We start from the raw sequence: 21,224 nt of genomic DNA, 5'->3' as shown, positions 1-21,224 counted from the left end.
GCGATGAGCCTGGTCAATCGCGCGCTGCAGCGGGGCGGGGAGCTGTTGCAGCGTGCCGGGCTCGCCGTCGGCCGGATCGAGACGCCGGGGTCGCGCGCGGCGGGGCTGTCGCTGCAGTGGCGGCGCGATCCGCCCGAGGTGACGCGCGGCGCGGTGGTCGAGACGCGTGCCGAGGGGCATAAGGTCCGCTTCTTCGTCGCCGATGGCAGCGACGTGATCCAGCGGCATCATCTGCGCGGGAGCTTCTACGAGGCCGAGGAACTGGCGCTGCTGGCGCCGTACTTCAAGGGCGGGCTGTTCGTCGATGCGGGGGCGAATGTGGGCAACCACAGCCTCTATGCGATGCTGGTGCTGGGGGCGGAACGGGTGATCGCGTTCGAGCCCAACCCGCCGGCGCTGCGCGTGCTCGACCTCAACCTCGCGCTCAACGGGCTGAGCGAGAAGGTGACGGTCCACCGCGTCGGGTTGGGCGATGGGCCCGGTCGGGCGAGCATCCATCTGCCGCACGCCAATCTGGGCGGCGCCTGGATGGTGCCGGGCGCCGAGGGCGCGTTCGAGATCGTCGCGGGCGATACGCTGCTCAAGGACGAGCCCGTCGCCTTCCTCAAGATCGATACCGAAGGGCTGGAGATGCAGGTGCTCGCGGGCCTGCGCGCGACGATCGCGGCGCACCGTCCCGCGATCTTCGTCGAGGTCGAGGACCGCAACATCCCGGCATTCGAGGCATTTTGCCGCGAGATCGGCTATCGCACCGAAAAGACCTATAAACGCTATGCGGTGAACACCAATTTCCTGATGGTTCCCGACAAACCCGCGCCGGCCAAGCGCCGCGCGCCCCGAAGCAAGAAACAGGGTAACTGAGATGGCGAGCACAGCCTATCGCGTCCATGGCGAAACCGGCGAATGGGAGGTCGTGATCGGCCTCGAAGTCCATGCGCAGGTGACGTCGAACGCCAAGCTCTTTTCGGGCGCCGCGACCGAATTCGGGGCGGAGCCGAACAGCCAGGTGTCGCTGATCGACGCGGCGATGCCGGGAATGCTGCCCACGCCCAATCGCGAGTGCATCCGCCAGGCGGTGCGCACCGGCATGGCGATCGGGGCGGTGATCAACAAATGGTCGCGCTTCGACCGCAAGAATTACTTCTACGCCGATCTGCCGCAGGGCTATCAGATCAGCCAGCTCTTCCACCCGCTGGTGGGCGAGGGGCAGGTCGAGATCAGCCTCGACGAGAAGGACCCCGAGGCCGAGGTCAAGACGATCGGCATCGAGCGCATCCATGTCGAGCAGGATGCGGGCAAGCTGATGCACGACCAGCATCCGACGCGCTCCTATGTCGATCTCAACCGTGCGGGCGTCGCGCTGATGGAGATCGTGTCGAAGCCGGACATGCGTTCGCCAGCCGAAGCAGGGGCTTATCTGGCGAAGCTCAGGTCGATCCTGCGCTATGTCGGGTCGTGCGACGGCAATATGGACCAGGGATCGATGCGCGCCGATGTCAATGTCTCGGTGCGCAGGCCCGGCGACGAATTCGGGACGCGGACCGAGACCAAGAACGTCAATTCGGTGCGTTTCGTGATGCAGGTCGTCGAGATCGAGGCGAAGCGCCAGGTCGAGGAGATCGAGGCGGGGCGCCGGATCGTCCAGGAGACACGGCTGTTCGACCCCGACCGCGGCGAGACGCGCGCAATGCGATCGAAGGAAGATGCCCACGACTATCGCTACTTCCCCGATCCCGACCTGCTGCCGCTCGAACTCGACGACGCGTTCCTCGAGGCGTGCCGAGCGAGCCTGCCCGAGCTGCCCGACGCCAAGCGCCGCCGCTACGAGAGCGAGCTGGGCCTGACCGCGTACAATGCCGCGGTGCTGACCGCCGACGCGGATACCGCGCGCTGGTTCGAGGCGCTGCTGGCTGAGAGCGCACGGGTGCAGGCCAAGGGCGAGCAGGAAGTGGCGCGGGCGAGCGCCAACTGGCTGATCTCGGACCTGTTCGGGGCGCTCAACCGGCTGGGCAAGGATCTGGCCGAGAGCCCGGTAAGCCCGGTGCAGGGTGCCGAACTGCTCGCGCTGGTCGCGGACGGCACGCTTTCCGGCACGCTTGCCAAGCAGGTGTTCGAGATCATGCTCGAAACCGGCGAGGGTGCGCCCAAGATCGTCGAGGAGCGCGGGCTCAAGCAGACCAGCGACACCGGCGCGATCGAGGAAGTGATCGCGGGCGTGCTCGCGGCCAACCCCAACCAGCTCGAACAGTATCGCGGGGGCAAGGAGGCGCTGTTCGGCTTCTTCGTCGGCCAGACGATGAAGGCGATGGGGGGGAAGGCGAACCCGGCGGTGGTCAACGAGCTGCTGAAGAAGGCGTTGGGCTAGGCGACGGCTTGTCGACAGGCAGGTCCTTGATCTCGCGGACCGCGCCGGGCCATCGCTCCACGAGCCGCTTGCGCAGCACGGGGAAGGTCGCCTGCCACTCGTCGCCCCGATGCTGGGTGACCGAGACCTCCCAGATATGGTTCGGCCTGTCGAAGGGGCGGGCGGATATCAGCGTGCCGGGCGTGCCGCAGATCTGGATCGAGCCCGGCCCGCCCAGCGACACCGGCGGACCCAGATCGCGAACGATCGTCCAGCCATTCTCATGCGCGAAGCGTTCGATCTCGCCGCGCGCTTTCTCCCATTCGGATTCGGGCAGGTCGAGATAGAAGGACTCATGCGGCCCCACCAGCAACGCGCCGCGAAGGTTCTGGATATGGCAACTATAGGCGAAGCTGGGCTGGAAGCTCACCCAGCTCGACGCCGCCAGCGCCGCGGCGCCCAGCGCGATCCGCAGGCGCGATTCGCGTGATTCGATGTTGAGCACTAGCCGGAACACCAGCCCCGAGGCCGCGCCAGCGAGCAAATAGGGCAAGGCAACGCGCCACGTGTCGATCCCGAGCGCCGGCACCGACAGCAGGAGCGGGAATGTCACGCCCGTGAGTGCTCCGGCGATGGCAGCGCTCCACGCGTTGACCCGGCCGGTTGCACGGGCGGCGAGATAGAGCGGCAGACCGATCGGCATGAAAGCGGCGACGGTGACGAACCAGTAGACGACGATGACCGACCACATCGATACCGGCAGCGCGACGGTGACCAAAGCCGCGGCGAACAGCGAGGATACCGCGAAGGCCCCGATCGATCGCGTCGTCTTCCGCGCTTCCATGGGCGATCCTTCTCCTCCGTTCCGAACCTATCACGGCAGGCGCGAAACGCCATTGCGCCGCCGGGTTGCCCGCCCGCCGAAACCGCTGGTAGCGTGAAGGCGAATCTCCCCGGGAGTAGACACGCATGGTTCGGACATTGATTGCGCTGCTGCTGTCGCTGCTCGCCTTTCCCGCCTTCGCCCAGACCACGCCCGCCCCCAAGCCGCCTGTCCGCGTCGCGATCGTGACGAGCGTCGGCAGCTTCACGATCGAGATGGACGATCGCGCTCCGATCAGCAGCCGCAATTTTCTGCGTTATGTCGATCAGAAGCGGCTCGACGGGATCACATTCTATCGCGTGGTGAAGGTTCAGGACAATTTCGGCTTCGTCCAGTTCGGGGTGCGGGGCGCGCCGCGCCGGGTGCTGCCGCCGATCGCGCACGAGCCGACCACCCAGACCGGCATCAGGCATACCGACATGACGCTCTCGCTGCCGCGCTTCGCGCCGGGGACGGCGGGGGGCGACTTCACCATCGTGGTGGGCGATCAGCCCTCGTTCGATGCCGATCCGAGCAAGCCGGGCGACAATCTGGGCTATGCCGCCTTCGCGCATGTGGTGGAGGGGCGCGAGGTGGTGATCAAGATCTTCGACGCGCCCAATTCGCCCACCGCGACCGACCAGGGCTATTACAAGGGCGAGATCCCGCAGGCACCGGTGACGATCATCAGCGCGCGGCGGGTGACGGCGCCCTGATCAAGCGGGGCTGGGTAGCTGAATAGCGAATGAATAACTGCCCCTATATGCCGATGAAGTCGGCGTTTTTACCCTTCGCGCCCGAATAAACCGGCTTGCTTAAATCATTGCGCTGGACGATGTTTCCCGCTGCATAGGGGAGGGGTTTCCATGCGATCGAGAAGATGGGCCGTCGCGCTTGCGGCCACGGCGACGTTTGTCGCGCCAGGCGCATGGGCTCAGGACGCGGCACCCGCCGCGGCCAACGGACCGGCGACCGGGACGGCCGCCGCGACCGATGCGCCGCCGCAGGTGAGCGTCGAGGATCGGGGCGAGCTGCGGATCGATCCGGCGAAAATCCAGGTTCCGGACATCAATTTCGTCGCGACGCCTGAAATCGAGGCGAATTTCGACAAATATTTCTTCTTCTGGCGCGAGGGCACCGATTTCGAGACCGCGCTGGCCGATATCCGCGAGTGCGACGATTATGCGCGCGGGGCGAGCTATCACACCGCCTATACCAACCCGTACATGTACGGTTATGGCGTGCTGCCCAGCGCGATCGGCGGGGCGATCGGCAGCGCGATCGCCGATGCGATCTTCGGATCGGCGGCGCGGCGGCGGCAGCGCTGGCAGAATCTGCGCATCTGCATGGGCTATAAGGAATATGGCCGTTACGGCGTGCCCAAGGATGCGTGGGAGCAGTTCAACTTTTCCGAAGGCAATGGCCGCATCTCCGAGCGCCGCCGCCAGGGCTATCTCCAGCAGCAGGCGCGGATCGCTTCGGGCGCGCGCCCGGGCGGAAAGGTGCTCGAGCCATGATCAAGCGTCTCTCCCTGGCGATCGCCGCGATGGCGGCCCTGCTGGTTCCGGCCGCGGCTTCGGCCCAGGTCATCCGGCAGTTCACGCGCAAGGATCTGACCATCCAGGTCGATCCCGCGCTCAGCTACATCTTCTATCGGACCCAAGCCCAGGCGCCGATGATCTTCATCCGCGAGCCGGACGCGGCGGATCGTGCCGACTGGCGCAAGGCGCGCGATGCGGCGCTCGAAAAGGCGCGGCGGAAATATCGCAACGAACTCCACACCTATGAGTCCGCCATGTGGACGTGGAACCGGACGCCCAGCTCGGCCCGGGCCGGCCTCGTCAAGCCGGTAGCACCGGTGGAGCCCACCGAAGAGAATGTCGTCTCCCCGACCATGGAGATGATCACGATGACCGAGGGGCGGATCAGTCCCGCCTTTTTCAAGGCGAAGCCGGTGTTCGGCTTCCTGATCGCGGTCAAGCCGGGAACCTATTCCATCTATGGATCGGTGCTGATGACCGGCAACGGCTTTGGCGGCATCTGCCTGTGCATGGGCACGGTGAAGTTCGACGCAAAGCCGGGCGAGATCGTCGATCTGGGGATTTTCGCCACGCACGGCGTCGCCGTCGGCGGTCCGTTCCCGCGCATGGAGCCCTATGGCCATCCGTTGCCGACCGAGCTGCGACCGTTCGACGGACCGCCGCCGGCGCCGCTCCAGGGCCTGCCGGTGCACCCGGCGGTGTTGCGCGCGGCGGGCAAATTCCCCAATTATTTCGGGGTGACGATCGACCGGATCCATCCGATGCAGGGCGTGCTGAGCTATCGGCGCGACACGATCATCGACGAACGGACCGGCCAGCCGCTGGCGAACCAGAGCGGCACGGCCGACTGAGATTTGCCCTCACCCCAGCGGCTGCCCCGGCGCGATGTCGGGCGCGGTGCCGGGGTGGGGGACGTCGATGTCGGGAGCCGACGGCGCGATCTCGGGCGGCGGGGCGGCCGGCTGGACAGGCTGCCCCGGCGCCGGGGTTTCGGGGGGCGGCGTGGTGGGCTGGACCGGGGGTTCTACGGGCACGCTGGCGGTCTCCTTTGTCCACTCAACGTTTGTCCCGCATATGGGGTTGCTTCGCGCTTGCCCCCGGACCCCTGACTGCTATAGAGCCCGCCGACCGGCGGTGCCCCTGCGGGCGTGGCGGAACTGGTAGACGCGCCAGATTTAGGTTCTGGTATCGAAAGGTGTGGGGGTTCGAGTCCCTTCGCCCGCACCAGCACCGCCGCTTCCCATCAGCGTTCGGACGCCGCTAATCCGATTCCTTAGTTGAAAGCCGTGAAATGCAGACTGTCGAGACGTTGAACGAGGGCCTCAAGCGCGCCTACACGCTGAAGATCAGCGCCAAGGATATCGACGCGAAGGTCGATGCCGAAGTGAAGCGCGTCGCACCGCAGGTGCGGATGCCCGGCTTCCGCCCCGGCAAGGTGCCCGCCAATCTGGTGCGCAAGATGCACGGCGAGGCGATCGCTGCCGACGCGCTCAACACCGCGATCCAGGACGGCGTCCAGCAGCTGATGGCGAAGCACAAGCTGCGCCCGGCCATGTCGCCCTCGGTCAGCCTCGGCGAGGATTATGCCGCGGGCAAGGATGCCGAGGTCACGGTCGAACTCGAAGTGCTGCCCGACGTGCCGCTGCCGTCGATCGAGGGCATCACGCTCGAGCGGCTGGTGGTGCCGGTGTCGGACGCCGATGTCGACGTGCAGCTCAAGCAGCTCGCCGGCCAGCAAAAGGGCTGGGAAGATGCGCCCGCGAAGCACAAGGCCGCGACCGGCGACCAGGTGGTGATGGATTTCGCCGGCAAGGTCGACGGCGTCGCGTTCGACGGCGGCACGGGCGAGGGCATGGCGGTCGAGATCGGCTCGGGCCGGCTCATTCCGGGCTTCGAAGACCAGCTGATCGGCGTGAAGGCGGGCGACGAGAAGCAGATCAATGTCACCTTCCCGGACGATTACGGCGCCAAGGACCTGGCGGGCAAGCCGGCGACCTTCGACCTCAAGATCACCAAGGTGCAGACCGCAGGCGAGACCAGGCTCGACGACAGCTTCGCCGCCTCGCTGGGGCTGCAGAGCCTCGAGCAGCTCACCACGCTCCTCAAGGGGCAGATCGAGCAGCAGCATAACGGGCTGACCCGCACGCATATGAAGCGCAAGCTGCTCGACCATCTCGCTGCCGGCCACGATTTCCCGGTGCCGCCGACGATGGTCGATGCCGAGTTCGAGCAGATCTGGGGCCAGCTCCAGCACGAGGCCGAGCATGAGGCCGATCCCGACGCCGCCAAGGCCGAGCTCGAGGCCGAGCGCGGCGACTATGTTTCGATCGCCGAGCGCCGCGTGCGGCTGGGCCTGCTGCTGTCGGAGATCGGCACCGCGAACGGCGTCGAGGTCTCGCAGTACGAGATGAACCAGCTGGTGGCGCAGGCCGCGCAGCAATATCCGGCGGACCAGCGCGAGCGCTTCATCGAATATCTCCGCCAGGAGCCGATGGCCGCCGCGCAGCTCCGCGCGCCCCTGTTCGAGGACAAGGTCGTCGATTTCCTCTTCTCCAAGGCCGAGGTGACCGAGCGCGAGGTTTCGCGCGAGGAGCTGGAAGCCGCGATCGAGAGCGAAGACGGCGCGATCCCGCACGTCCATGGCCCGGGCTGCGGTCATGACCATCACGACCATGCGCCGAAGAAGGCCAAGGCCAAGAAGGAAGCACCGGCCGCCGAGGCCGTCGCCGAGGAACCTGTGAAGAAGGCCGCCACCAAGAAGGCGCCTTCGAAGAAGGATGTGGCCCCCGAGACTCCCGCCGACGCCGACGATCTCGTCGCCGCCGAGCCGGTGAAGAAGGCCGCGACCAAGAAGGCGCCTGCCGCGAGGGCCGAGCCTGCCGCGCAAGCCAAGCCCGCCAAGAAGGCGCCGGCGAAGAAGAAGTAAGGCCTGACCGGCCGATCGATCAGCCCCCGTCCGGACCCGTCCGGGCGGGGGCTTTCGATTCAGGCGAAGACTTCGTCGAGTGCTTCGGCGGTCAGCTGGGTTTGCGCGCTCGCGATGCCGCGGATCATGACGATGGCGACCACCGCCGCCACCGCGTCCAGCCCGCTTCCGATCCACAATATCTCGAGCGAGGGCCCTTCGGGGCTGGCGCCGATACTGGAAAAGGAGCCGAAAAAGTTGGTCGCGAGCCACAGCAGCCACCAGCTGGTGATCAACGAATGATTGTCGGCATAGTCCTGGCGGTGGCTGGCATTCCACAGCTCGCGCATGCCTTGGAAGGGCTTGAACAGGCACGCGATCGGGACGGCGAACCACCAGATGCGGGCGCCGGGGGTGAATTCGAGATCCTCGAAGCCCGCGGCGAGCAGATTGGCCCCGGCCCGGTAGATCCAGACCGAAAAGATGATCATCGTCAGGATCTTGACGAGGAAGGCGATGCCCTGGATTCCCGAGCCGTCCTCAAGGGCGACGAGGAAGAAGCTGTCGGGGTCGACCTCGCGCCAGACCAATGCCGCCGGGATGGCCAGCGCGTCGATCACGACCATGACCGCGACGATCATCGTCAATACGCCAAGATTTCGAACCTTCATTGCGTCCCCCAACCCCGCGCCATGATCGCGGATCGGCGGGAAAGGTCAAACGACAAAATAGTCGAACCTTAGGAACTTCGGCTCTATGGCGAGCCCATGAGCCGTTCCGTCGCCGTCATCCTGCCCTGCTACAATGAAGAAGCCGCGATCGCGCAGACCGTGGTGAGCTTTCGCGCGGCGCTGCCCGAGGCGGCGATCTATGTCTACGACAATAACAGCCGCGACCGGACGGTCGAGGTCGCGCGCGAGGCCGGCGCGATCGTCCGCACCGAGCGGATGCAGGGCAAGGGCAATGTCGTGCGGCGGATGTTCGCGGATATCGATGCCGACATCTATGTGATGGCCGATGGCGACGCGACCTATGACGCCAGCTCCGCGCCCGCGATGGTCGCGCGGCTGGTGGAGGAGGGGCTCGACATGGTGGTCGGCACCCGGGTCCATGAGGAAGCCGAGGCGTACCGGCGCGGGCATGTGCTCGGCAACAAGGTGATGACGGGGTTCCTTGCCGGGCTGTTCGGGCGGACCTTCACCGACATCTTCTCGGGCTACCGCGTCTTTTCGCGGCGCTTCGTGAAGAGCTTTCCGGTGCTCTCGGCCGGGTTCGAGATCGAGACCGAGATCAGCGTCCATGCGCTCGAGCTCAAGATGCCGGTCGGCGAGATCGAGACGACCTATTTCGCGCGGCCCGAGGGATCGGTGTCGAAGCTGTCCACCTATCGCGACGGGCTGCGCATCCTGCGGACGATCATCACGCTCTACCGGATCGAGCGGCCCTTGCTGTTCTTCGGCTGGATCGCGGCCTTTTTCGCGGTCGCGGGGCTGGGGCTGGGGATTCCGCTGGTGTGGGAGTTCATCCAGACCGGCAAGGTGCCGCGCCTGCCGACCGGCGTGCTCGCGACCGGGCTGATGCTGCTCGCCTCGCTCAATCTGTTCACCGGGCTCATCCTCGACACGGTCGTCCATGGCCGGCGCGAGGTCAGGCGGCTGGCCTATCTCGCTTATCCGGGGCTCGCCCGCTAGCGAACCGCCGGCGGAGTGCGCGGCGGACCGGCTCGTCATAGAGGCGCCACGCGATCAGGCTGACCGCCACCACGATCGCGCATTGCACGAGCCCGCTCGCGAGGGGGTAGGGGATGGCCGCGGCGAGCGGCCGGTGGATCAGCTTGAGCACCGGAGCCTGAAGCACATAGACTGGATAGGAAAGCCCGCCGAGCCACGCGCAGAGCCCGGGAAAGCGTGCCTCGCGCCGCGCGCTCGCGAGCAGGATCAGCGGGAAGAGTCCGAAGACGATCAGCGGATCATAGAGGGTCGCCACCCTGGGCGAGATCGGCACCGCGGCAAGGCTGAGCAGCAGCAGCGGCGCGGCGATCAGGCCCAGCCGGTCCGCGCGAAACCGGTCCAGGCGATGCACCCGCAGCAGCCCCACGCCGATCGCGAAGCCGGCAAAGGCGCGAAAGCCCGCGGTCGGGCCGGGGTCGAGCAGGCCGTGATTGCAGAGGCTCACGCCCACCGCGCCCGCCACCGCGGCCGCGACGATCGCTCCGAGCAGGCGGTTGTTCAGGCGCGGCGCGGCGAGCGCGAACGCCAGATTGACCACCAGCTCCCAGAAAAGCGACCAGGAAGCCGAGTTGAGCGGGAATTTGTACGGCGGCGCGATCCAGAAGGCGGGGAAGGGAAGAAACGCCACGGCCAGGGTGAGCAGCGGGTGCGCGTAAGGCGGTTCGCCCGCGATCATCGACGCGAGCAGCATCGCGCCAGGCGGAATCAGGCTCAGCACCAGCAGCGGGTGGAGGCGGATGACGCGGTCGCGCAGGAACGGGCCCAGTCCGCCCGGCGCGCGGAGCCGCGCCTCATAGGCATGGGCGATGACGAAGCCGCTGAGCATGAAAAAGAAATCGACGGCGAGATAGCCGTGCGCGAAGGCCCAGCCGATCCGCATCGTGCCTTGCAGATGGAAAAGCAGCACGGCGAGCGCCGCGACGCCGCGCAGGCCATCAAGCGCCAGGAACCGCTCTCGTGCCGCGCCGGCTCCCAAGGCGCCGGTCCTAATCGACCAGTCCCAGGGCCTTCAGGCTCTCCGCAGTCGCGAGGATCGCCTTTTCGTTCGAGCGTGGGGTCCAGCCGAGCGCCTTGGCCTTGGCGTTGCTGGCGCGGCCCTTGATCCCGAGGCGGGGGACCGCTTCGCGCGCCATCGGGTTGAAGATCGCCATGGTGCGGATCAGCCAGCTGGGCAGGCGGCGCGGGATCCTGGTGCCGAGCCTGGCGTGGAGGATCTTCGCCATCTGGTGCATCGAGGCGGGTTCGCCCGCGACCGCGAGGAAGCGTTCGTTCCTGGCGCGGGGGTCGGTCATGGCGAGGATCTGGAGCGATGCCACGTCGCGCACGTCGATCACGCTGAACCAGAGGTCGGGAGTGCCGGGGATCTTGCCCGTCATCATCTGCTTGACCAGTTCGATCGAGGTCGAGAGGTCGCCGCTCAGCGCGGGGCCGAATATCCCGACGGGGTTTACCACCGTCAGCTCCAGCCCGTTGCCCTCCGCCGCGATGAAGTCCCAGGCGGCGCGTTCGGCAAGCGTCTTGGACTTCATATAGGGCTGGAGGCCCTTGCCCTCGAGATTGGTCCAGTCGGCCTCGGTGAAGATCGCCTTGCGCTTGCCATGGCCATAGCCGATCGCAGCGAAGGAGGAGGTGAGCACGACGCGCTTCACCCCGGCATCGCGCGCGGCGCGGAGCACGCGCAATGTGCCCTCGACCGCGGGGCGGATCAGTTCCTGCTCGTCCCTGGGCTGGTTGATCGGGAAGGGGGAGGCGACGTGCTGGACGTAATCGCAGCCCGCCACCGCCTCGGCCCAGCCCTCGTCCTTTTCCAGATCGGCGGCGAAGAAGGAGAGGCGGCCGGTGTCGGCGCCCGCCGCCTCCAGCGTCGCGCGCACCTCGGGCTCGCGCTTGAGGTTGCGCACGGTGGTGCGCACCGTGTGCCCCGCCTCAAGCAGCTGGAGGATGACATGGCTGCCGACAAAGCCGGACCCGCCGGTGACCAGGACTGTGAATGTCGTCATCGTAACGATGTGCGCCCGCTCGGGCGCTCGGGCAAGTCCCCGGCGTTAAGCGAGCCCGTTGACCGTCTTCCCCCCTTGCGCCCCGCAATCCGAGCGCCGATGTAGGCCCCGGGCAAAACGACAAACGAGAAATTTCCCATGCATCCGCTTCACAGCGAAGTCACCGACGGCCTGGTTCCCATCGTCATCGAGCAATCGAGCCGCGGCGAGCGGAGCTTCGACATCTATTCGCGCCTGTTGCGCGAGCGCATAGTGTTCATCACCGGCGGGGTCGAGGACCATATGGCCTCGCTGATCACCGCCCAGCTGCTCTTCCTCGAGTCCGAAAACCCGAAGAAGGACATCTGGATGTACATCAATTCGCCCGGCGGCGTGGTGACCGCGGGCATGGCGATCCACGACACGATGCAATATATCCGTCCCAAGGTCGGCACGGTGTGCATCGGCCAGGCGGCGTCGATGGGGAGCTTCCTGCTCGCGAGCGGCGAACCGGGGATGCGCGTGGCGCTCACCAACGCCCGCATCATGCTCCACCAGCCCTCGGGCGGCGCGCAGGGCATGGCGTCGGACATCGAGATCCAGGCGAAGGAAATCCTGCGCATCCGCGCGCGGATGAACGCGCTCTATTCGAAGTATACGGGTCAGCCGATCGAGCGGATCGAGCAGGTGATGGATCGCGACAGCTTCTTCGAGGCCGATGAAGCCAAGGCGTTCGGCGTTGTCGATGAAGTGTTCGACAAGCGTCCCGCGCCTACTGACGAGGCGTCAGGACCTGCTTAAGGAAGCTCGGCTACAACCGTCACTTAGATGAAGTGTTGCAGCCGTGCCCCGGTGGGGCGGAACTCGTCGGAAGCGGCCCGATTTTGGATTGCCGGACAGCCACCCGCGTGTAGGATAGCGGGTGGCGGTACGCGTTCGGCGCGTAAAGGATGGATTTGAATGACCAAGCTAAGCGGCGGTGACTCGAAGAGCACGCTCTATTGCTCGTTCTGCGGAAAGTCGCAGCACGAGGTGCGCAAGCTCATCGCGGGCCCGACCGTGTTCATCTGCGACGAGTGCGTCGAGCTCTGCAACGACATCATCCGCGAAGAGACCAAGTCGTCGCTCGTCTCCAAGAAGGACGGCGGCGTCCCCACGCCGCAGGAAATCTGCGACGTGCTCGACGATTATGTGATCGGGCAGAAGCAGGCGAAGCGCGTGCTCTCGGTCGCGGTGCACAACCATTACAAGCGGCTCAATCACGGCGCCAAGGGCGCGGATGTCGAGCTCGCCAAGTCGAACATCCTGCTCGTCGGCCCCACCGGCTGCGGCAAGACGCTGCTGGCGCAGACGCTGGCGCGCATCCTCGACGTGCCCTTCACCATGGCCGATGCGACCACGCTGACCGAGGCGGGCTATGTCGGCGAGGATGTCGAGAACATCATCCTCAAGCTGCTCCAGGCCTCGGACTATAATGTCGAGCGGGCGCAGCGCGGGATCGTCTATATCGACGAGATCGACAAGATTTCGCGCAAGGCCGAGAATCCCTCGATCACCCGCGACGTTTCGGGTGAGGGCGTCCAGCAGGCGCTGCTCAAGCTGATGGAAGGCACCACCGCGAGCGTTCCGCCGCAGGGCGGGCGCAAGCATCCGCAGCAGGAATTCCTCCAGGTCGATACGACCAACATCCTGTTCATCTGCGGCGGCGCCTTTTCGGGCCTCGAGAAGATCATCGGCGACCGCCTCCAGGGCAAGTCGATCGGCTTCGGCGCGCATGTCGCCGCGCCCGACGAGCGCCGCACCGGCGAGACTCTCAAGCAGGTCGAGCCCGAGGATCTGCTCAAGTTCGGGCTGATCCCCGAATTCGTTGGCCGCCTGCCGGTGATCGCAACGCTCGAGGATCTCGATGTCGATGCGCTGATGAAGATTCTCACCGAGCCCAAGAACGCGCTGGTGAAGCAGTATCAGAAGCTGTTCGACATGGAGCAGGTCCGGCTCGGCTTCAACGACGACGCGCTGGTGGCGATCTCGAAAAAGGCGATCGAGCGCAAGACCGGCGCGCGCGGCCTCCGCTCGATCCTCGAGGCGATCCTGCTCGACACGATGTTCGACCTGCCCAGCATGGACGGCGTCGACGAGGTGATGGTGGACAAGGACGTGGTCGGCGGCACGAAGGAGCCGGTGCGCGTCTATGCCAAGAAGGAAAAGGCGGGCTGATCGCCTTGCCATGGGCCTGACGAACGGGGCGTCGCGAAAGCGGCGCCCTTTTCGTTCGCGCTACCGTTTTATCGTGCTTGGAGCGTACATGACCGGCGGAAGCGGCGGCGCGACCCATTGCTTGGTAAAGCCGTAGCTGCCGGCGGTCGCTCGGCCCTGAGCGTCCAGCGCCGGCTCGAAACGGGCGCGGCGCGAGTAGATCCCGCAAGTCGCCTTGTCGAGCACCTCGCTTCCGGAGGACGCGATCACTGCGCAATCGCTGGCATAGCCATAGGCAGTGACGGTCAGTCGGACAGTTACCGTTCCACTCGTCTGCGTTCGTATCGCGGACCCGGGATAATCGTCCGGCGTCATCAGATTTTCCTGCCTCCCCCGCAAGCGCGGAGGCGTCACCACGGTGGCGCCCGATCCGCGCTCCTTGATCCTGGCGTCGGCAAGGCAGCGTTCGAGATCGCGTTCCGCGAACGCGCTCGGCGGCAAGGTGAGGCTCACTTCACGCTCGGAGGGGTAGGATCGGAATATGATCGTGCGGGCGGCGAGCAATTTGGTGAAATCCTCTCCCCACAAACTCGTCGTGAAGCCGTTACGTACCGCGTCGCCGCTAAGTGATTCGGAGCCCCTCGAGAACGCAACCCCGTCCACGATCAGCAGGAGGCGCGGGGAGGTTGCGGGATCGAAGGGCCAGCCCGTGGCCTTCGCCGCAAGGCTGACATGCATCCAGCCCCGGGTCCATCGGGTGATGGCGATCTCGGTGGCGGCAGGGTCTTTCGCGACGTGGCGTAGCGTGCAGCTGCCGCGATCCTGCGTGATTTCCCAGCTGCCGCTCCAGCCGAACAGGGCCTGTGCTGCGGCGGGCGTTGCGGTGCTCAGCGACAGCGCGACGGCAACCCATTTGATTCCCATCATTGCGCTCCCCCGCCTCGATTCCGCCAAAGCCCTCGAATAGTCTCCCGCGTGGAGGATGAACCCCAAATGACCGAGCGCGCGGCTGAGAAGGAAGGGATGGCCGCGCCGGCGCGCGAGGGCTGGCTGTTGCCGTATCGCGGCATCCGCTTCTCCACCGCGTTCCGCTGGCTGCTCGGCGGCGTCCTGCTCTACGCGCTGCTGCTGCTCGTGGCGATCAAGGGGCGGCCCGACGATATCATCTCGCCGTTCATCGGGCCGAGCTTCTATCTGACGCCGACGTTCGGGCTGCCCTTCGTGCTGCGGACATTGCACCGGCCGGGACGGCTGCGGCGGCTGGTCTATTTTCTGCTGATCGTGCCCGCGGTGCACATGGCGGCGATCTATCTCGCTTTCTACCATCTGATGTCGAACTTCGATCCGATCGATACCGGAGGCACCTTCTTCCGCGCGCTGGCGAGCGGGGCGTGGGGCGGGGTGACGGGCGCGGTGCTCGCCTTTGCCGGCCTGTTCGTGGTGCGGCTCGCCCCGCGGCGGCGGGCGGAGCTGGCGGCGATGAGCTTCTTCACGCTGCTGCTCGGCGCGATCGGCGCGGCGGGGTTGGGGCAGGCGGTGCTGTTCGCCGGGCCCGACCTGATCGCGGCGTCGCATGACAGCGAGCGGCTGATCATCGGTTTCGAGAGCGTTCACCTCTCGTGGCAGGCGGCGTTCGCCTTCGCCCTCGCCTGGCTGATGCGGCCGCCGCACGCGCCGCGCAGGGCAGCGGCTGGCGGAACGCCTCCGGCCAGTTGATCGCGGCGGCGAACGGCTTCAATTCACGCATCTTTTCCCTCCCTTTGGCCCCGCATCAGCAGCGTGTAGACGATCAGCGCGATCGCCAGCCCGATGAACCAGGCCCAGGTGTAGATCGCATTCCACGGCTCGCCGATGAATGCGAAGGACGAGGGGACGGCGGTGTGGAGGAAGCCCGGCAGGTTGGGCAGCACGCCCGCGGCGAAGGCGATCAGCGCGGCCGGGTTCCAGCCCGAGCGATAGGCGTAGCGGCCATCGGCGCGGTAGAGCGCATCGACGTCGATCCGGGTGCGGCGGATCAGCCAGTAATCGGCGATCAATATGCCCGCGATCGGCCCGAGCAGCGCGCCATAGCCGCCGAGCCAGACGAAGATGTAGCCGCCCGACGACTCGAGCAGCTTCCACGGCATGATCACGATGCAGATCAGCGCGGTGATCATGCCGCCGGTGCGATAGCTGATCCGGCTGGGGCTCAGCGACGAGAAGTCGTACGCCGAGGAGACCATGTTCGCGGCGATGTTGCACGAGATGGTGTCGATGCTGATCACCACCAGCCCGAGCAGCACGAACGGCCCCGCGAGCATGCCCGACAGCTTGACCGGGTCCCAGATCGCCTCGCCATAGATGACGACCGTCGCCGAGGTGGTGATCACGCTGGCGAGCGCGATCAGCCCCATCATCGGCGGCAGGCCGAGCGACTGGCCGACAATCTGGTCGCGCTGGCTGTGCGCGAAGCGGGTGAAATCGGGGATGTTGAGCGCGAGCGTCGCCCAATAGCCGACCATCGCGGTGAGCGCGGGCCAGAAGATCGTCCAGAACTGCCCCTCCTTCGCGCCGCCGGCGGCGAAGGCGGAGGGAGCGGAGAGGATCGGGCCGAGGCCGCCCGCCGCATCCACCGCCCACCAGACCAGGGCGACGCAGACGAGCAGTTTGACCGGCGCGGTCCAGGTCTCGAGCCGGCGGATCGTGGTGAGGCCCTTGCGGACGAAGAAGAGCTGGAGGCTCCAGAAGGCGAGAAACGCGAGCAATTGTCCGATGCCGATCCCGAGCACGGGGAGGGGCGAGCCGCGCAGATCCGCGCCCAGGAAGATGCCCAGCAGGGTCAGCAGCGCCTCGCCGCCGATCCAGGTCTGGATGCCGTACCAGCCGCACGCGACCAGGGCGCGGGCGAGCGCAGGGAGACGCGCGCCGATCGTCCCGAACGAGCTGCGCACCAGCACCGCATAGGGAATGCCGTGCCGCGCGCCCGCATGGCCGATCAGCAGCATCGGGATCAGCACGATGACGTTGCCGAGCAGCACCGTCAGCGCCGCCTGGCCGGCGGACATGCCCTCGCCGATCAGCCCGGCCGCGAGCATCCATGCCGGCACCGCCACGACCATGCCGACCCATAAAGCGGCATAGTGATACCAGCGCCACGTCCGCTGCTCCGGCCCGGTAGGCGCGAGATCGGGATTCCACAGGCTTTCGTCCGCCATTTCATTCCCCCTCGAGCGGCGATTTCGCCCGAGTTTCCCCCGTTCGGGCGCGCACCGCAAGGGTGCGGGATGATTTGACCTTGGGCCTGATGAGGCGCACAATGCGCACAGTAATCGGATGCGGGAGAAGACCGATGTCTGATGATCTGATCATCCATGAGGAAAATGGCCGGGAGTATCACTCGGCCTTCGATCTTGAGCTCGATTCGGTCGCGATCGAGACGATCAAGTGGCTCGTCCTGGGCCATCTGCTCTACCTTGGCGGCCTGGCCTTTGCGCTTCTTGCGTCGATCGACAAGGGCAATGTGTGGATGACGCCACTGTATGTGCTCCCGCTGCTCTGGGCGGAGCGCAAGCAGACCAACTGGATGCGGGTGGCGGTGTTCGTTATCGGCTTCACCGCGCTCCATTATGCGGCGGTGGCGCTGGCGTTCAACGCCTATCCCGACAGCGTCCGGGCGCCGGGCGGAAACCCGATGCTGCCGGGCCTTGTCGGCGGTGCGGCCGGGGCGTTCGGAACGCTGGCCTTGTGCGCCGTCTGCGGGATGCTCAAGCCGGGTGCGCCGACCCTGATCTTCGCGGCGTTCGGCGGGCTGCTGCTTGCCGGCCTGGGCAGCTTCGGGGTCTATATGTACCTGACCACCGGCGCGGACGAGAGCTTTGCGAGCGCATTCACGCGGCTGCTCTGGGTCTATTCGCCGTGGCAGCTGCTGTTCGCCTATGTGCTGGCGAAGACGTTGAAGCCCGCCGGGGATTGACGCCGAGCCAGGCCTGGGGATCGGGGAGCCGCGCGGCGCGGCTTCCGGCCCCTGCTTCGTGCCATTGCGCGCCCGCTCCCGCGTCGGCGGCGCAACGGCATTGCCGCGGGCGCAGGCAGACCCTAGCCATGGGCCGATGCTGGAGATCGACCCCACCCTCCGCGCGCTGGCCGCGGCGCTTGCCATCGGGCTGCTGATCGGACTCGAACGCGGCTGGCGGCAGCGCGAACTCGCCGATGGCGCGCGGGTGAGCGGGTTTCGCACCTTCGCGCTGATCGGGCTGGCCGGCGGAATCGCCGCGCTGCTGCCGCCGCTGCTGGCCGCCATAGTGGGCGCGGGCGTCGCGGCCAGCCTCGTGCTCGGCTACGCCTCGATGCTCCGGCGGCAGGCGAGCCTGTCGGCCACCACGACGGTGATGGCCTTCCTCACCTTCGCGCTCGGCTATCTCGCGGCGTCGGGGATGATCGTCCAGGCATTTGCGGCGGCGGGCGTGGCGCTGATCGTGCTGGTATCGCGCGGTCGGCTCCACGGCCTGCTCAAGGGGATGAGCGAGGCCGAGGTCGAGTCGGTCGCGCGCTTCGCGCTCGTCGCGTTGGTGATCCTGCCGTTGCTGCCCGACGCCGATTTTGGCCCGTATGGCGCCTGGAACCCGCGCCGGTTGTGGATGGTGGTGGTGATCCTGCTCGGCTTCTCGTTCGCGGGCTATGTCGCGGCGCGGCGGTTCGGGGCGGAGCGGGGCATCCTCGTCACCGCGATCTTCGGCGCCTTTGTCTCCTCGACCGCGGTGACGCTCAGCTATGCGCGGCGGCTGCGCGAGAGCAGCGGGGCGGAAGGGGCGCTGGTCGCGGGGATCGCGCTGGCGTCGCTGGTGATGTTCGTGCGCGTGCAGGTGCTCGCCGCGCTGCTCGCGCCCTTTGCGAGCTGGTCGCTGGCGATCACGATGCTGCCCGCGCTGACGGCGGCGCTGCTGATGGCCGGACTGGCGCTGCGGCGCGCGCGGGGCGAACGCGCCGCCGAAGAGGTCAAGCTCGGCAACCCGATGGACTTCCGTCCGGCGCTGCTCCTTGCCGGACTGCTCGCGATCCTGTCGGTGGTCGCGCGCTGGGCGCTCGAGCGCTTTGGGCAGCAGGGGATCGCGGTGCTGCTCGGGCTGACCGGCATGCTCGATGTCGATGCTTCGGTGGTGACGCTCGCGGGGCTGCCAGAGGGGGCGATAGACGGCTGGACGGCGGGGGTGGTACTGTCGATCCCGATCCTCGCCAACACGCTGATCAAGGCATTGCTGGCGCTGTTCGGCGCCGGCGGGCGCAAGGGGCTGGCGGCATCGGCGCCCCTGTTCGCGGCGGTGCTGGCATCGGTCGCGGGGATCGCGCTGGCAAGCTGGCTGGGCTAGACCAGCCCCGGCACGAAGCGCTTCACGCGTGCGGCATAGGCGTCATAGGCCGGGCCGAACTGGGCGCGGAGCAGGCGTTCCTCCTCGACGACGCGAAGCCCGGTGCCGAGCCAGTAGAGCGGCACGCCGACGATCAGCCCGCGCCAATGGCCGAAGGCGAGCGACAGCGCGAGCATGAAGGCGAACAGCCCGGCATAGATCGGATGGCGGACCCAGGCGAACGGGCCCCAGGTCACTAGCTCATGATCCTCGCGGGTGCGCGCGACCAGGCTCCAGTTGCGGCCCATCGCGCGGGTCGAGGCGAGGAAGACGGCGAGGGTGAAGCCGACCAGCGCCAGCACCGCGGCTCCCTCGCCGATCGCGAGCGGCGAGTCGGGCGGCAGCTCGACGCGGAGCGGCCCCATCCCGACCACGGTGAAGCCGATCATCTGGATCAGGATGCCGAGCACCGACAGCGCCGACCGCTTGGCCCGCGCTTCGCCGCCGCCGCTGCCGCCCATGCTTCGCCGTGCGAAGGAGAGGCTGAGGAAGAAGGCCGCCAGCCCGGTCGCCATTGCGAGGAAACCGGGCAGGCCGACGGGCTGGGGCGCGACCAGGCCGATCATCGCCGGCCCATCCGCCGCTGATAGGCCTCGATCGCCACCGAACGCTTGAGGATGCGCGAGGCGGGATCGACCACGACATGGGTGCCGGCGCCGACATCGAGCTTCGCGGTGCCGCCGGTCATCGGCACGAGGCGGACCTCGTCGCCGACCAGCACTTCGACGGGCAGCGGGAAGGGCTTGCCGTTCGGCGCCTTCCAGCTGAGCGTGAGCGTGCCGCCATCGCGTTGCTCGACCAGTTCGGGCAGGGCCGCCTGGTAGAGATAGACGTCGAAGAACCAGCCGTAGTCCTTGCCGGTCACCTCGTTGACGATCTTGATATATTCGGCGGTCGAGCTGAAGCGCGGCTGGAAATTGCCGGGCTTGGGATCGGGGCGGCCATAGACGAGGCGGCGGGTGACCTCCCAAAAGGCCTTGTCGCCGATCGTATTGCGAAGCGTATGGAGCATCCACGCGCCCTTGACGTAGATGTCGCTGCCCGGGCCGCCATTCTCCTCCTCATAGACCTGTTCCTCGGTCATGATCCGGCCGGAGACGATCGGCGCCTTGTTGGCGATCTGGATGCGGAATTCGTGCATCATCACCGCGTAGCGCGCCTCGCCCTCGCGCCAGCGGCCGTACATGGGCTGCATGTATTGGGCGTAGCCCTCGTGAATCCAGTAATCGTCCCAGTTGGAAACCGTGACCTGATTGCCGAACCATTCGTGGCTCAGCTCGTGCTGGAACAGCCAGTCGAACCCGGTCGAGTCCTTCTCGTAATTGTTGCCGTACGCATTGATCGTCTGGTGTTCCATGCCGAGATGCGGGGTCTCGACCACGCCGAGCTTCTCGTCGCCCCACGGATAGGGGCCGACATTGGCCTCGAAGAAATCGACCGTCGGGGCGAATTCGTCGAACAGCCCCTGCGCGAGCACGTCGCGGCCGCCGGTGTACCAATAGGTCATCGGGAAGCTGTTGCCGAAGCGGCTGTGATAGACCTGGGTGATCTCCTTGTACGGCGCGATGTTGAGCACGACGCTGTACGGATTGGGGCTGCGCGCGCGCCAGTTCCAGGTGGTGCGGCCGTCGGCGAGCTTGTCGATGCCAACCAGCGTGCCGTTCGAGGGGGCGGAGAGGCCCGCAGGGACGGTGATGTGGAGATCGACCTTGCTCGGCTCGCCCTGGGGCCAATCGAGGCAGGGCCAGAACAGGTCGCAGCCATAGCCCTCTGCAGTGGTGGCGATCCAGGGCTTGCCGTCGCGGGTGCGCGACCAGACGATGCCGTCGTCCCAGGGCGCGCGGACCGCGACATGGGGCACGCCGCCATAGACGATCTTCACCACCACGCTCGCCCCGGCCTTGAGCGGGCGGGGCAGGGTGATCATCAGCCGGCCCTCCGGGTTGCTCCAGCTGCCGGGCTTGAGCGGCTTGCCGTCCACGCTGATCGCGCTGACGGGGAGGTTCTTGTCGAGATCGACCTGGAGCAGCTTCTGCGGGGCGCTGGTCGCGATGGTGAGCGTAGCGGTGCCCGCGAGCTTGCGGGCGTCCGGGAAGACTTCGATCGCCAGATCGACATGCTGGAGGCTCAGCGCCGCGCGTTCGGGCGCGATGGCGCCGCCCGAAACCTTGGTGAGGTCGGAGATCGGGGGCTTGCCCGGCGTCTGGGCGAGCGCGGGCGTGGCGAGCGCGAGCGCGCTGGCGGCGAGGAACAGGATCGTGCGGATGGGAGCCTCCATGGGTG

General features: G+C 67.0%; 21 protein-coding genes and 1 tRNA gene. 13 read left to right on the top strand and 9 right to left on the bottom strand.

Annotation, left to right across the window (positions count from 1 at the left end):
- The first annotated feature begins 3 nt into the window (after positions 1-3).
- Both OF829_RS14530 and gatB read left to right on the top strand, forming a co-directional pair.
- Positions 4-861: an FkbM family methyltransferase gene (locus OF829_RS14530; protein ID WP_264940804.1), complete on the top strand. Its 858-nt coding sequence runs from the start codon at positions 4-6 to the stop codon at positions 859-861.
- 1 nt (position 862) lies between these two features.
- The gene (gene gatB, locus OF829_RS14525; protein WP_264940803.1) at positions 863-2,365 is read left to right on the top strand and encodes an Asp-tRNA(Asn)/Glu-tRNA(Gln) amidotransferase subunit GatB; all 1,503 of its coding nucleotides are present in this window, start codon (positions 863-865) and stop codon (positions 2,363-2,365) included.
- Here gatB and OF829_RS14520 read toward each other — a convergent pair.
- Positions 2,334-3,188 (bottom strand): hypothetical protein, encoded by an 855-nt coding sequence (locus OF829_RS14520; protein ID WP_264940802.1) that lies wholly within the window; start codon positions 3,186-3,188, stop codon positions 2,334-2,336. The two genes, gatB and OF829_RS14520, sit on opposite strands and share 32 nt — an antisense overlap.
- Before the next feature lie 125 nt (positions 3,189-3,313).
- Between OF829_RS14520 and OF829_RS14515 the strand changes: the two genes are divergently transcribed.
- The 3 genes from OF829_RS14515 to OF829_RS14505 all read left to right on the top strand — a co-directional run bounded on the left by OF829_RS14515 (position 3,314) and on the right by OF829_RS14505 (position 5,598).
- Positions 3,314-3,922 carry a peptidylprolyl isomerase gene (locus OF829_RS14515; RefSeq protein ID WP_264940801.1) on the top strand — a complete coding sequence of 203 codons (609 nt, stop codon included), beginning with the start codon at positions 3,314-3,316 and terminating at the stop codon, positions 3,920-3,922.
- A 150-nt stretch (positions 3,923-4,072) separates the two neighbouring features.
- Positions 4,073-4,723, top strand: a complete 651-nt coding sequence (locus OF829_RS14510; RefSeq protein WP_264940800.1) for a hypothetical protein — start codon at positions 4,073-4,075, stop codon at positions 4,721-4,723.
- On the top strand, positions 4,720-5,598 hold the full coding sequence (locus OF829_RS14505) for a hypothetical protein (RefSeq protein ID WP_264940799.1): 879 nt from the start codon (positions 4,720-4,722) through the stop codon (positions 5,596-5,598). The genes OF829_RS14510 and OF829_RS14505 overlap by 4 nt, the downstream gene beginning before the upstream one ends.
- A 9-nt stretch (positions 5,599-5,607) precedes the next feature.
- Here OF829_RS14505 and OF829_RS14500 read toward each other — a convergent pair whose 3' ends face one another.
- On the bottom strand, positions 5,608-5,781 hold the full coding sequence (locus OF829_RS14500; protein WP_264940798.1) for a hypothetical protein: 174 nt from the start codon (positions 5,779-5,781) through the stop codon (positions 5,608-5,610).
- A 108-nt stretch (positions 5,782-5,889) separates the two neighbouring features.
- Between OF829_RS14500 and OF829_RS14495 the strand changes: the two genes are divergently transcribed.
- Positions 5,890-5,974: transfer RNA gene (locus tag OF829_RS14495), tRNA-Leu, on the top strand.
- A gap of 64 nt (positions 5,975-6,038) precedes the next feature.
- Entirely contained in the window at positions 6,039-7,673 is a 1,635-nt protein-coding gene (gene tig, locus OF829_RS14490; RefSeq protein WP_264940797.1) for a trigger factor, read from the top strand.
- A gap of 59 nt (positions 7,674-7,732) precedes the next feature.
- Here the strand turns inward: tig and OF829_RS14485 are convergent, their stop codons facing one another.
- Positions 7,733-8,323, bottom strand: coding sequence for a DUF4328 domain-containing protein (locus OF829_RS14485; RefSeq protein WP_264940796.1), 591 nt, complete (start codon positions 8,321-8,323; stop codon positions 7,733-7,735).
- Positions 8,324-8,419: 96 nt separating this feature from the next.
- Between OF829_RS14485 and OF829_RS14480 the strand changes: the two genes are divergently transcribed.
- Positions 8,420-9,343, top strand: coding sequence for a glycosyltransferase family 2 protein (locus tag OF829_RS14480; RefSeq protein ID WP_264940795.1), 924 nt, complete (start codon positions 8,420-8,422; stop codon positions 9,341-9,343).
- Here the strand turns inward: OF829_RS14480 and OF829_RS14475 are convergent.
- Together OF829_RS14475 and OF829_RS14470 are read right to left on the bottom strand one after the other, a co-directional pair.
- Positions 9,300-10,358: an acyltransferase family protein gene (locus OF829_RS14475; RefSeq protein ID WP_264940794.1), complete on the bottom strand. Its 1,059-nt coding sequence runs from the start codon at positions 10,356-10,358 to the stop codon at positions 9,300-9,302. The two genes, OF829_RS14480 and OF829_RS14475, sit on opposite strands and share 44 nt — an antisense overlap.
- Before the next feature lie 10 nt (positions 10,359-10,368).
- On the bottom strand, positions 10,369-11,382 hold the full coding sequence (locus OF829_RS14470; RefSeq protein ID WP_264940793.1) for an SDR family oxidoreductase: 1,014 nt from the start codon (positions 11,380-11,382) through the stop codon (positions 10,369-10,371).
- A 138-nt stretch (positions 11,383-11,520) separates the two neighbouring features.
- On the opposite strand from OF829_RS14470, the gene OF829_RS14465 reads away from it, so the two are divergent.
- Positions 11,521-12,162: an ATP-dependent Clp protease proteolytic subunit gene (locus tag OF829_RS14465; RefSeq protein ID WP_264940792.1), complete on the top strand. Its 642-nt coding sequence runs from the start codon at positions 11,521-11,523 to the stop codon at positions 12,160-12,162.
- A gap of 159 nt (positions 12,163-12,321) precedes the next feature.
- Complete coding sequence (gene clpX / locus OF829_RS14460; protein ID WP_264940791.1) at positions 12,322-13,578, top strand: ATP-dependent Clp protease ATP-binding subunit ClpX; 1,257 nt, start codon at positions 12,322-12,324, stop codon at positions 13,576-13,578.
- Positions 13,579-13,638: 60 nt separating this feature from the next.
- On the opposite strand, the gene OF829_RS14455 is transcribed toward clpX, so the two are convergent.
- The gene (locus OF829_RS14455) at positions 13,639-14,484 is read right to left on the bottom strand and encodes an energy transducer TonB (protein WP_264940790.1); all 846 of its coding nucleotides are present in this window, start codon (positions 14,482-14,484) and stop codon (positions 13,639-13,641) included.
- A 66-nt stretch (positions 14,485-14,550) separates the two neighbouring features.
- Here OF829_RS14455 and OF829_RS14450 point away from each other — a divergent pair, with 66 nt between their 5' ends.
- A complete protein-coding gene (locus OF829_RS14450; protein ID WP_264940789.1) occupies positions 14,551-15,273 on the top strand; it encodes a hypothetical protein in 723 nt (240 codons plus the stop codon).
- A gap of 23 nt (positions 15,274-15,296) precedes the next feature.
- Here the strand turns inward: OF829_RS14450 and OF829_RS14445 are convergent, their stop codons facing one another.
- Entirely contained in the window at positions 15,297-16,751 is a 1,455-nt protein-coding gene (locus OF829_RS14445; RefSeq protein WP_264940788.1) for an NCS1 family nucleobase:cation symporter-1, read from the bottom strand.
- A gap of 134 nt (positions 16,752-16,885) precedes the next feature.
- Between OF829_RS14445 and OF829_RS14440 the strand changes: the two genes are divergently transcribed.
- Together OF829_RS14440 and OF829_RS14435 are read left to right on the top strand one after the other, a co-directional pair.
- The gene (locus OF829_RS14440; protein ID WP_264940787.1) at positions 16,886-17,509 is read left to right on the top strand and encodes a hypothetical protein; all 624 of its coding nucleotides are present in this window, start codon (positions 16,886-16,888) and stop codon (positions 17,507-17,509) included.
- 136 nt (positions 17,510-17,645) lie between these two features.
- Positions 17,646-18,902, top strand: coding sequence for an MgtC/SapB family protein (locus tag OF829_RS14435; RefSeq protein WP_264940786.1), 1,257 nt, complete (start codon positions 17,646-17,648; stop codon positions 18,900-18,902).
- On the opposite strand, the gene OF829_RS14430 is transcribed toward OF829_RS14435, so the two are convergent.
- Together OF829_RS14430 and OF829_RS14425 are read right to left on the bottom strand one after the other, a co-directional pair.
- Complete coding sequence (locus tag OF829_RS14430) at positions 18,899-19,507, bottom strand: methyltransferase family protein (protein ID WP_264940785.1); 609 nt, start codon at positions 19,505-19,507, stop codon at positions 18,899-18,901. The genes OF829_RS14435 and OF829_RS14430 overlap by 4 nt on opposite strands.
- Positions 19,504-21,219, bottom strand: coding sequence for a M1 family metallopeptidase (locus tag OF829_RS14425; protein ID WP_264940784.1), 1,716 nt, complete (start codon positions 21,217-21,219; stop codon positions 19,504-19,506). The genes OF829_RS14430 and OF829_RS14425 overlap by 4 nt, the downstream gene beginning before the upstream one ends.
- Positions 21,220-21,224 lie beyond the last annotated feature (5 nt).

It is taken from the genome of Sphingomonas caeni (assembly GCF_026013415.1).
Lineage (GTDB): Bacteria > Pseudomonadota > Alphaproteobacteria > Sphingomonadales > Sphingomonadaceae > Sphingomonas > Sphingomonas caeni.
Note: the sequence above shows the minus strand (reverse complement) of the source record. Positions and strands in the feature narration are given on the sequence as shown.

Bases quoted from the DNA above. Each gene is read 5' to 3' on its own strand.
- OF829_RS14530 (WP_264940804.1), top strand. From the start codon at position 4: ATGAGCCTGGTCAATCGCGCGCTGCAGCGGGGCGGGGAGCTGTTGCAG.
- gatB (WP_264940803.1), top strand. From the start codon at position 863: ATGGCGAGCACAGCCTATCGCGTCCATGGCGAAACCGGCGAATGGGAG.
- OF829_RS14520 (WP_264940802.1), bottom strand. From the start codon at position 3,188: ATGGAAGCGCGGAAGACGACGCGATCGATCGGGGCCTTCGCGGTATCC.
- OF829_RS14515 (WP_264940801.1), top strand. From the start codon at position 3,314: ATGGTTCGGACATTGATTGCGCTGCTGCTGTCGCTGCTCGCCTTTCCC.
- OF829_RS14510 (WP_264940800.1), top strand. From the start codon at position 4,073: ATGCGATCGAGAAGATGGGCCGTCGCGCTTGCGGCCACGGCGACGTTT.
- OF829_RS14505 (WP_264940799.1), top strand. From the start codon at position 4,720: ATGATCAAGCGTCTCTCCCTGGCGATCGCCGCGATGGCGGCCCTGCTG.
- tig (WP_264940797.1), top strand. From the start codon at position 6,039: ATGCAGACTGTCGAGACGTTGAACGAGGGCCTCAAGCGCGCCTACACG.
- OF829_RS14485 (WP_264940796.1), bottom strand. From the start codon at position 8,323: ATGAAGGTTCGAAATCTTGGCGTATTGACGATGATCGTCGCGGTCATG.
- OF829_RS14480 (WP_264940795.1), top strand. From the start codon at position 8,420: ATGAGCCGTTCCGTCGCCGTCATCCTGCCCTGCTACAATGAAGAAGCC.
- OF829_RS14470 (WP_264940793.1), bottom strand. From the start codon at position 11,382: ATGACGACATTCACAGTCCTGGTCACCGGCGGGTCCGGCTTTGTCGGC.
- OF829_RS14465 (WP_264940792.1), top strand. From the start codon at position 11,521: ATGCATCCGCTTCACAGCGAAGTCACCGACGGCCTGGTTCCCATCGTC.
- clpX (WP_264940791.1), top strand. From the start codon at position 12,322: ATGACCAAGCTAAGCGGCGGTGACTCGAAGAGCACGCTCTATTGCTCG.
- OF829_RS14455 (WP_264940790.1), bottom strand. From the start codon at position 14,484: ATGATGGGAATCAAATGGGTTGCCGTCGCGCTGTCGCTGAGCACCGCA.
- OF829_RS14450 (WP_264940789.1), top strand. From the start codon at position 14,551: ATGACCGAGCGCGCGGCTGAGAAGGAAGGGATGGCCGCGCCGGCGCGC.
- OF829_RS14445 (WP_264940788.1), bottom strand. From the start codon at position 16,751: ATGGCGGACGAAAGCCTGTGGAATCCCGATCTCGCGCCTACCGGGCCG.
- OF829_RS14440 (WP_264940787.1), top strand. From the start codon at position 16,886: ATGTCTGATGATCTGATCATCCATGAGGAAAATGGCCGGGAGTATCAC.
- OF829_RS14435 (WP_264940786.1), top strand. From the start codon at position 17,646: ATGCTGGAGATCGACCCCACCCTCCGCGCGCTGGCCGCGGCGCTTGCC.
- OF829_RS14430 (WP_264940785.1), bottom strand. From the start codon at position 19,507: ATGATCGGCCTGGTCGCGCCCCAGCCCGTCGGCCTGCCCGGTTTCCTC.
- OF829_RS14425 (WP_264940784.1), bottom strand. From the start codon at position 21,219: ATGGAGGCTCCCATCCGCACGATCCTGTTCCTCGCCGCCAGCGCGCTC.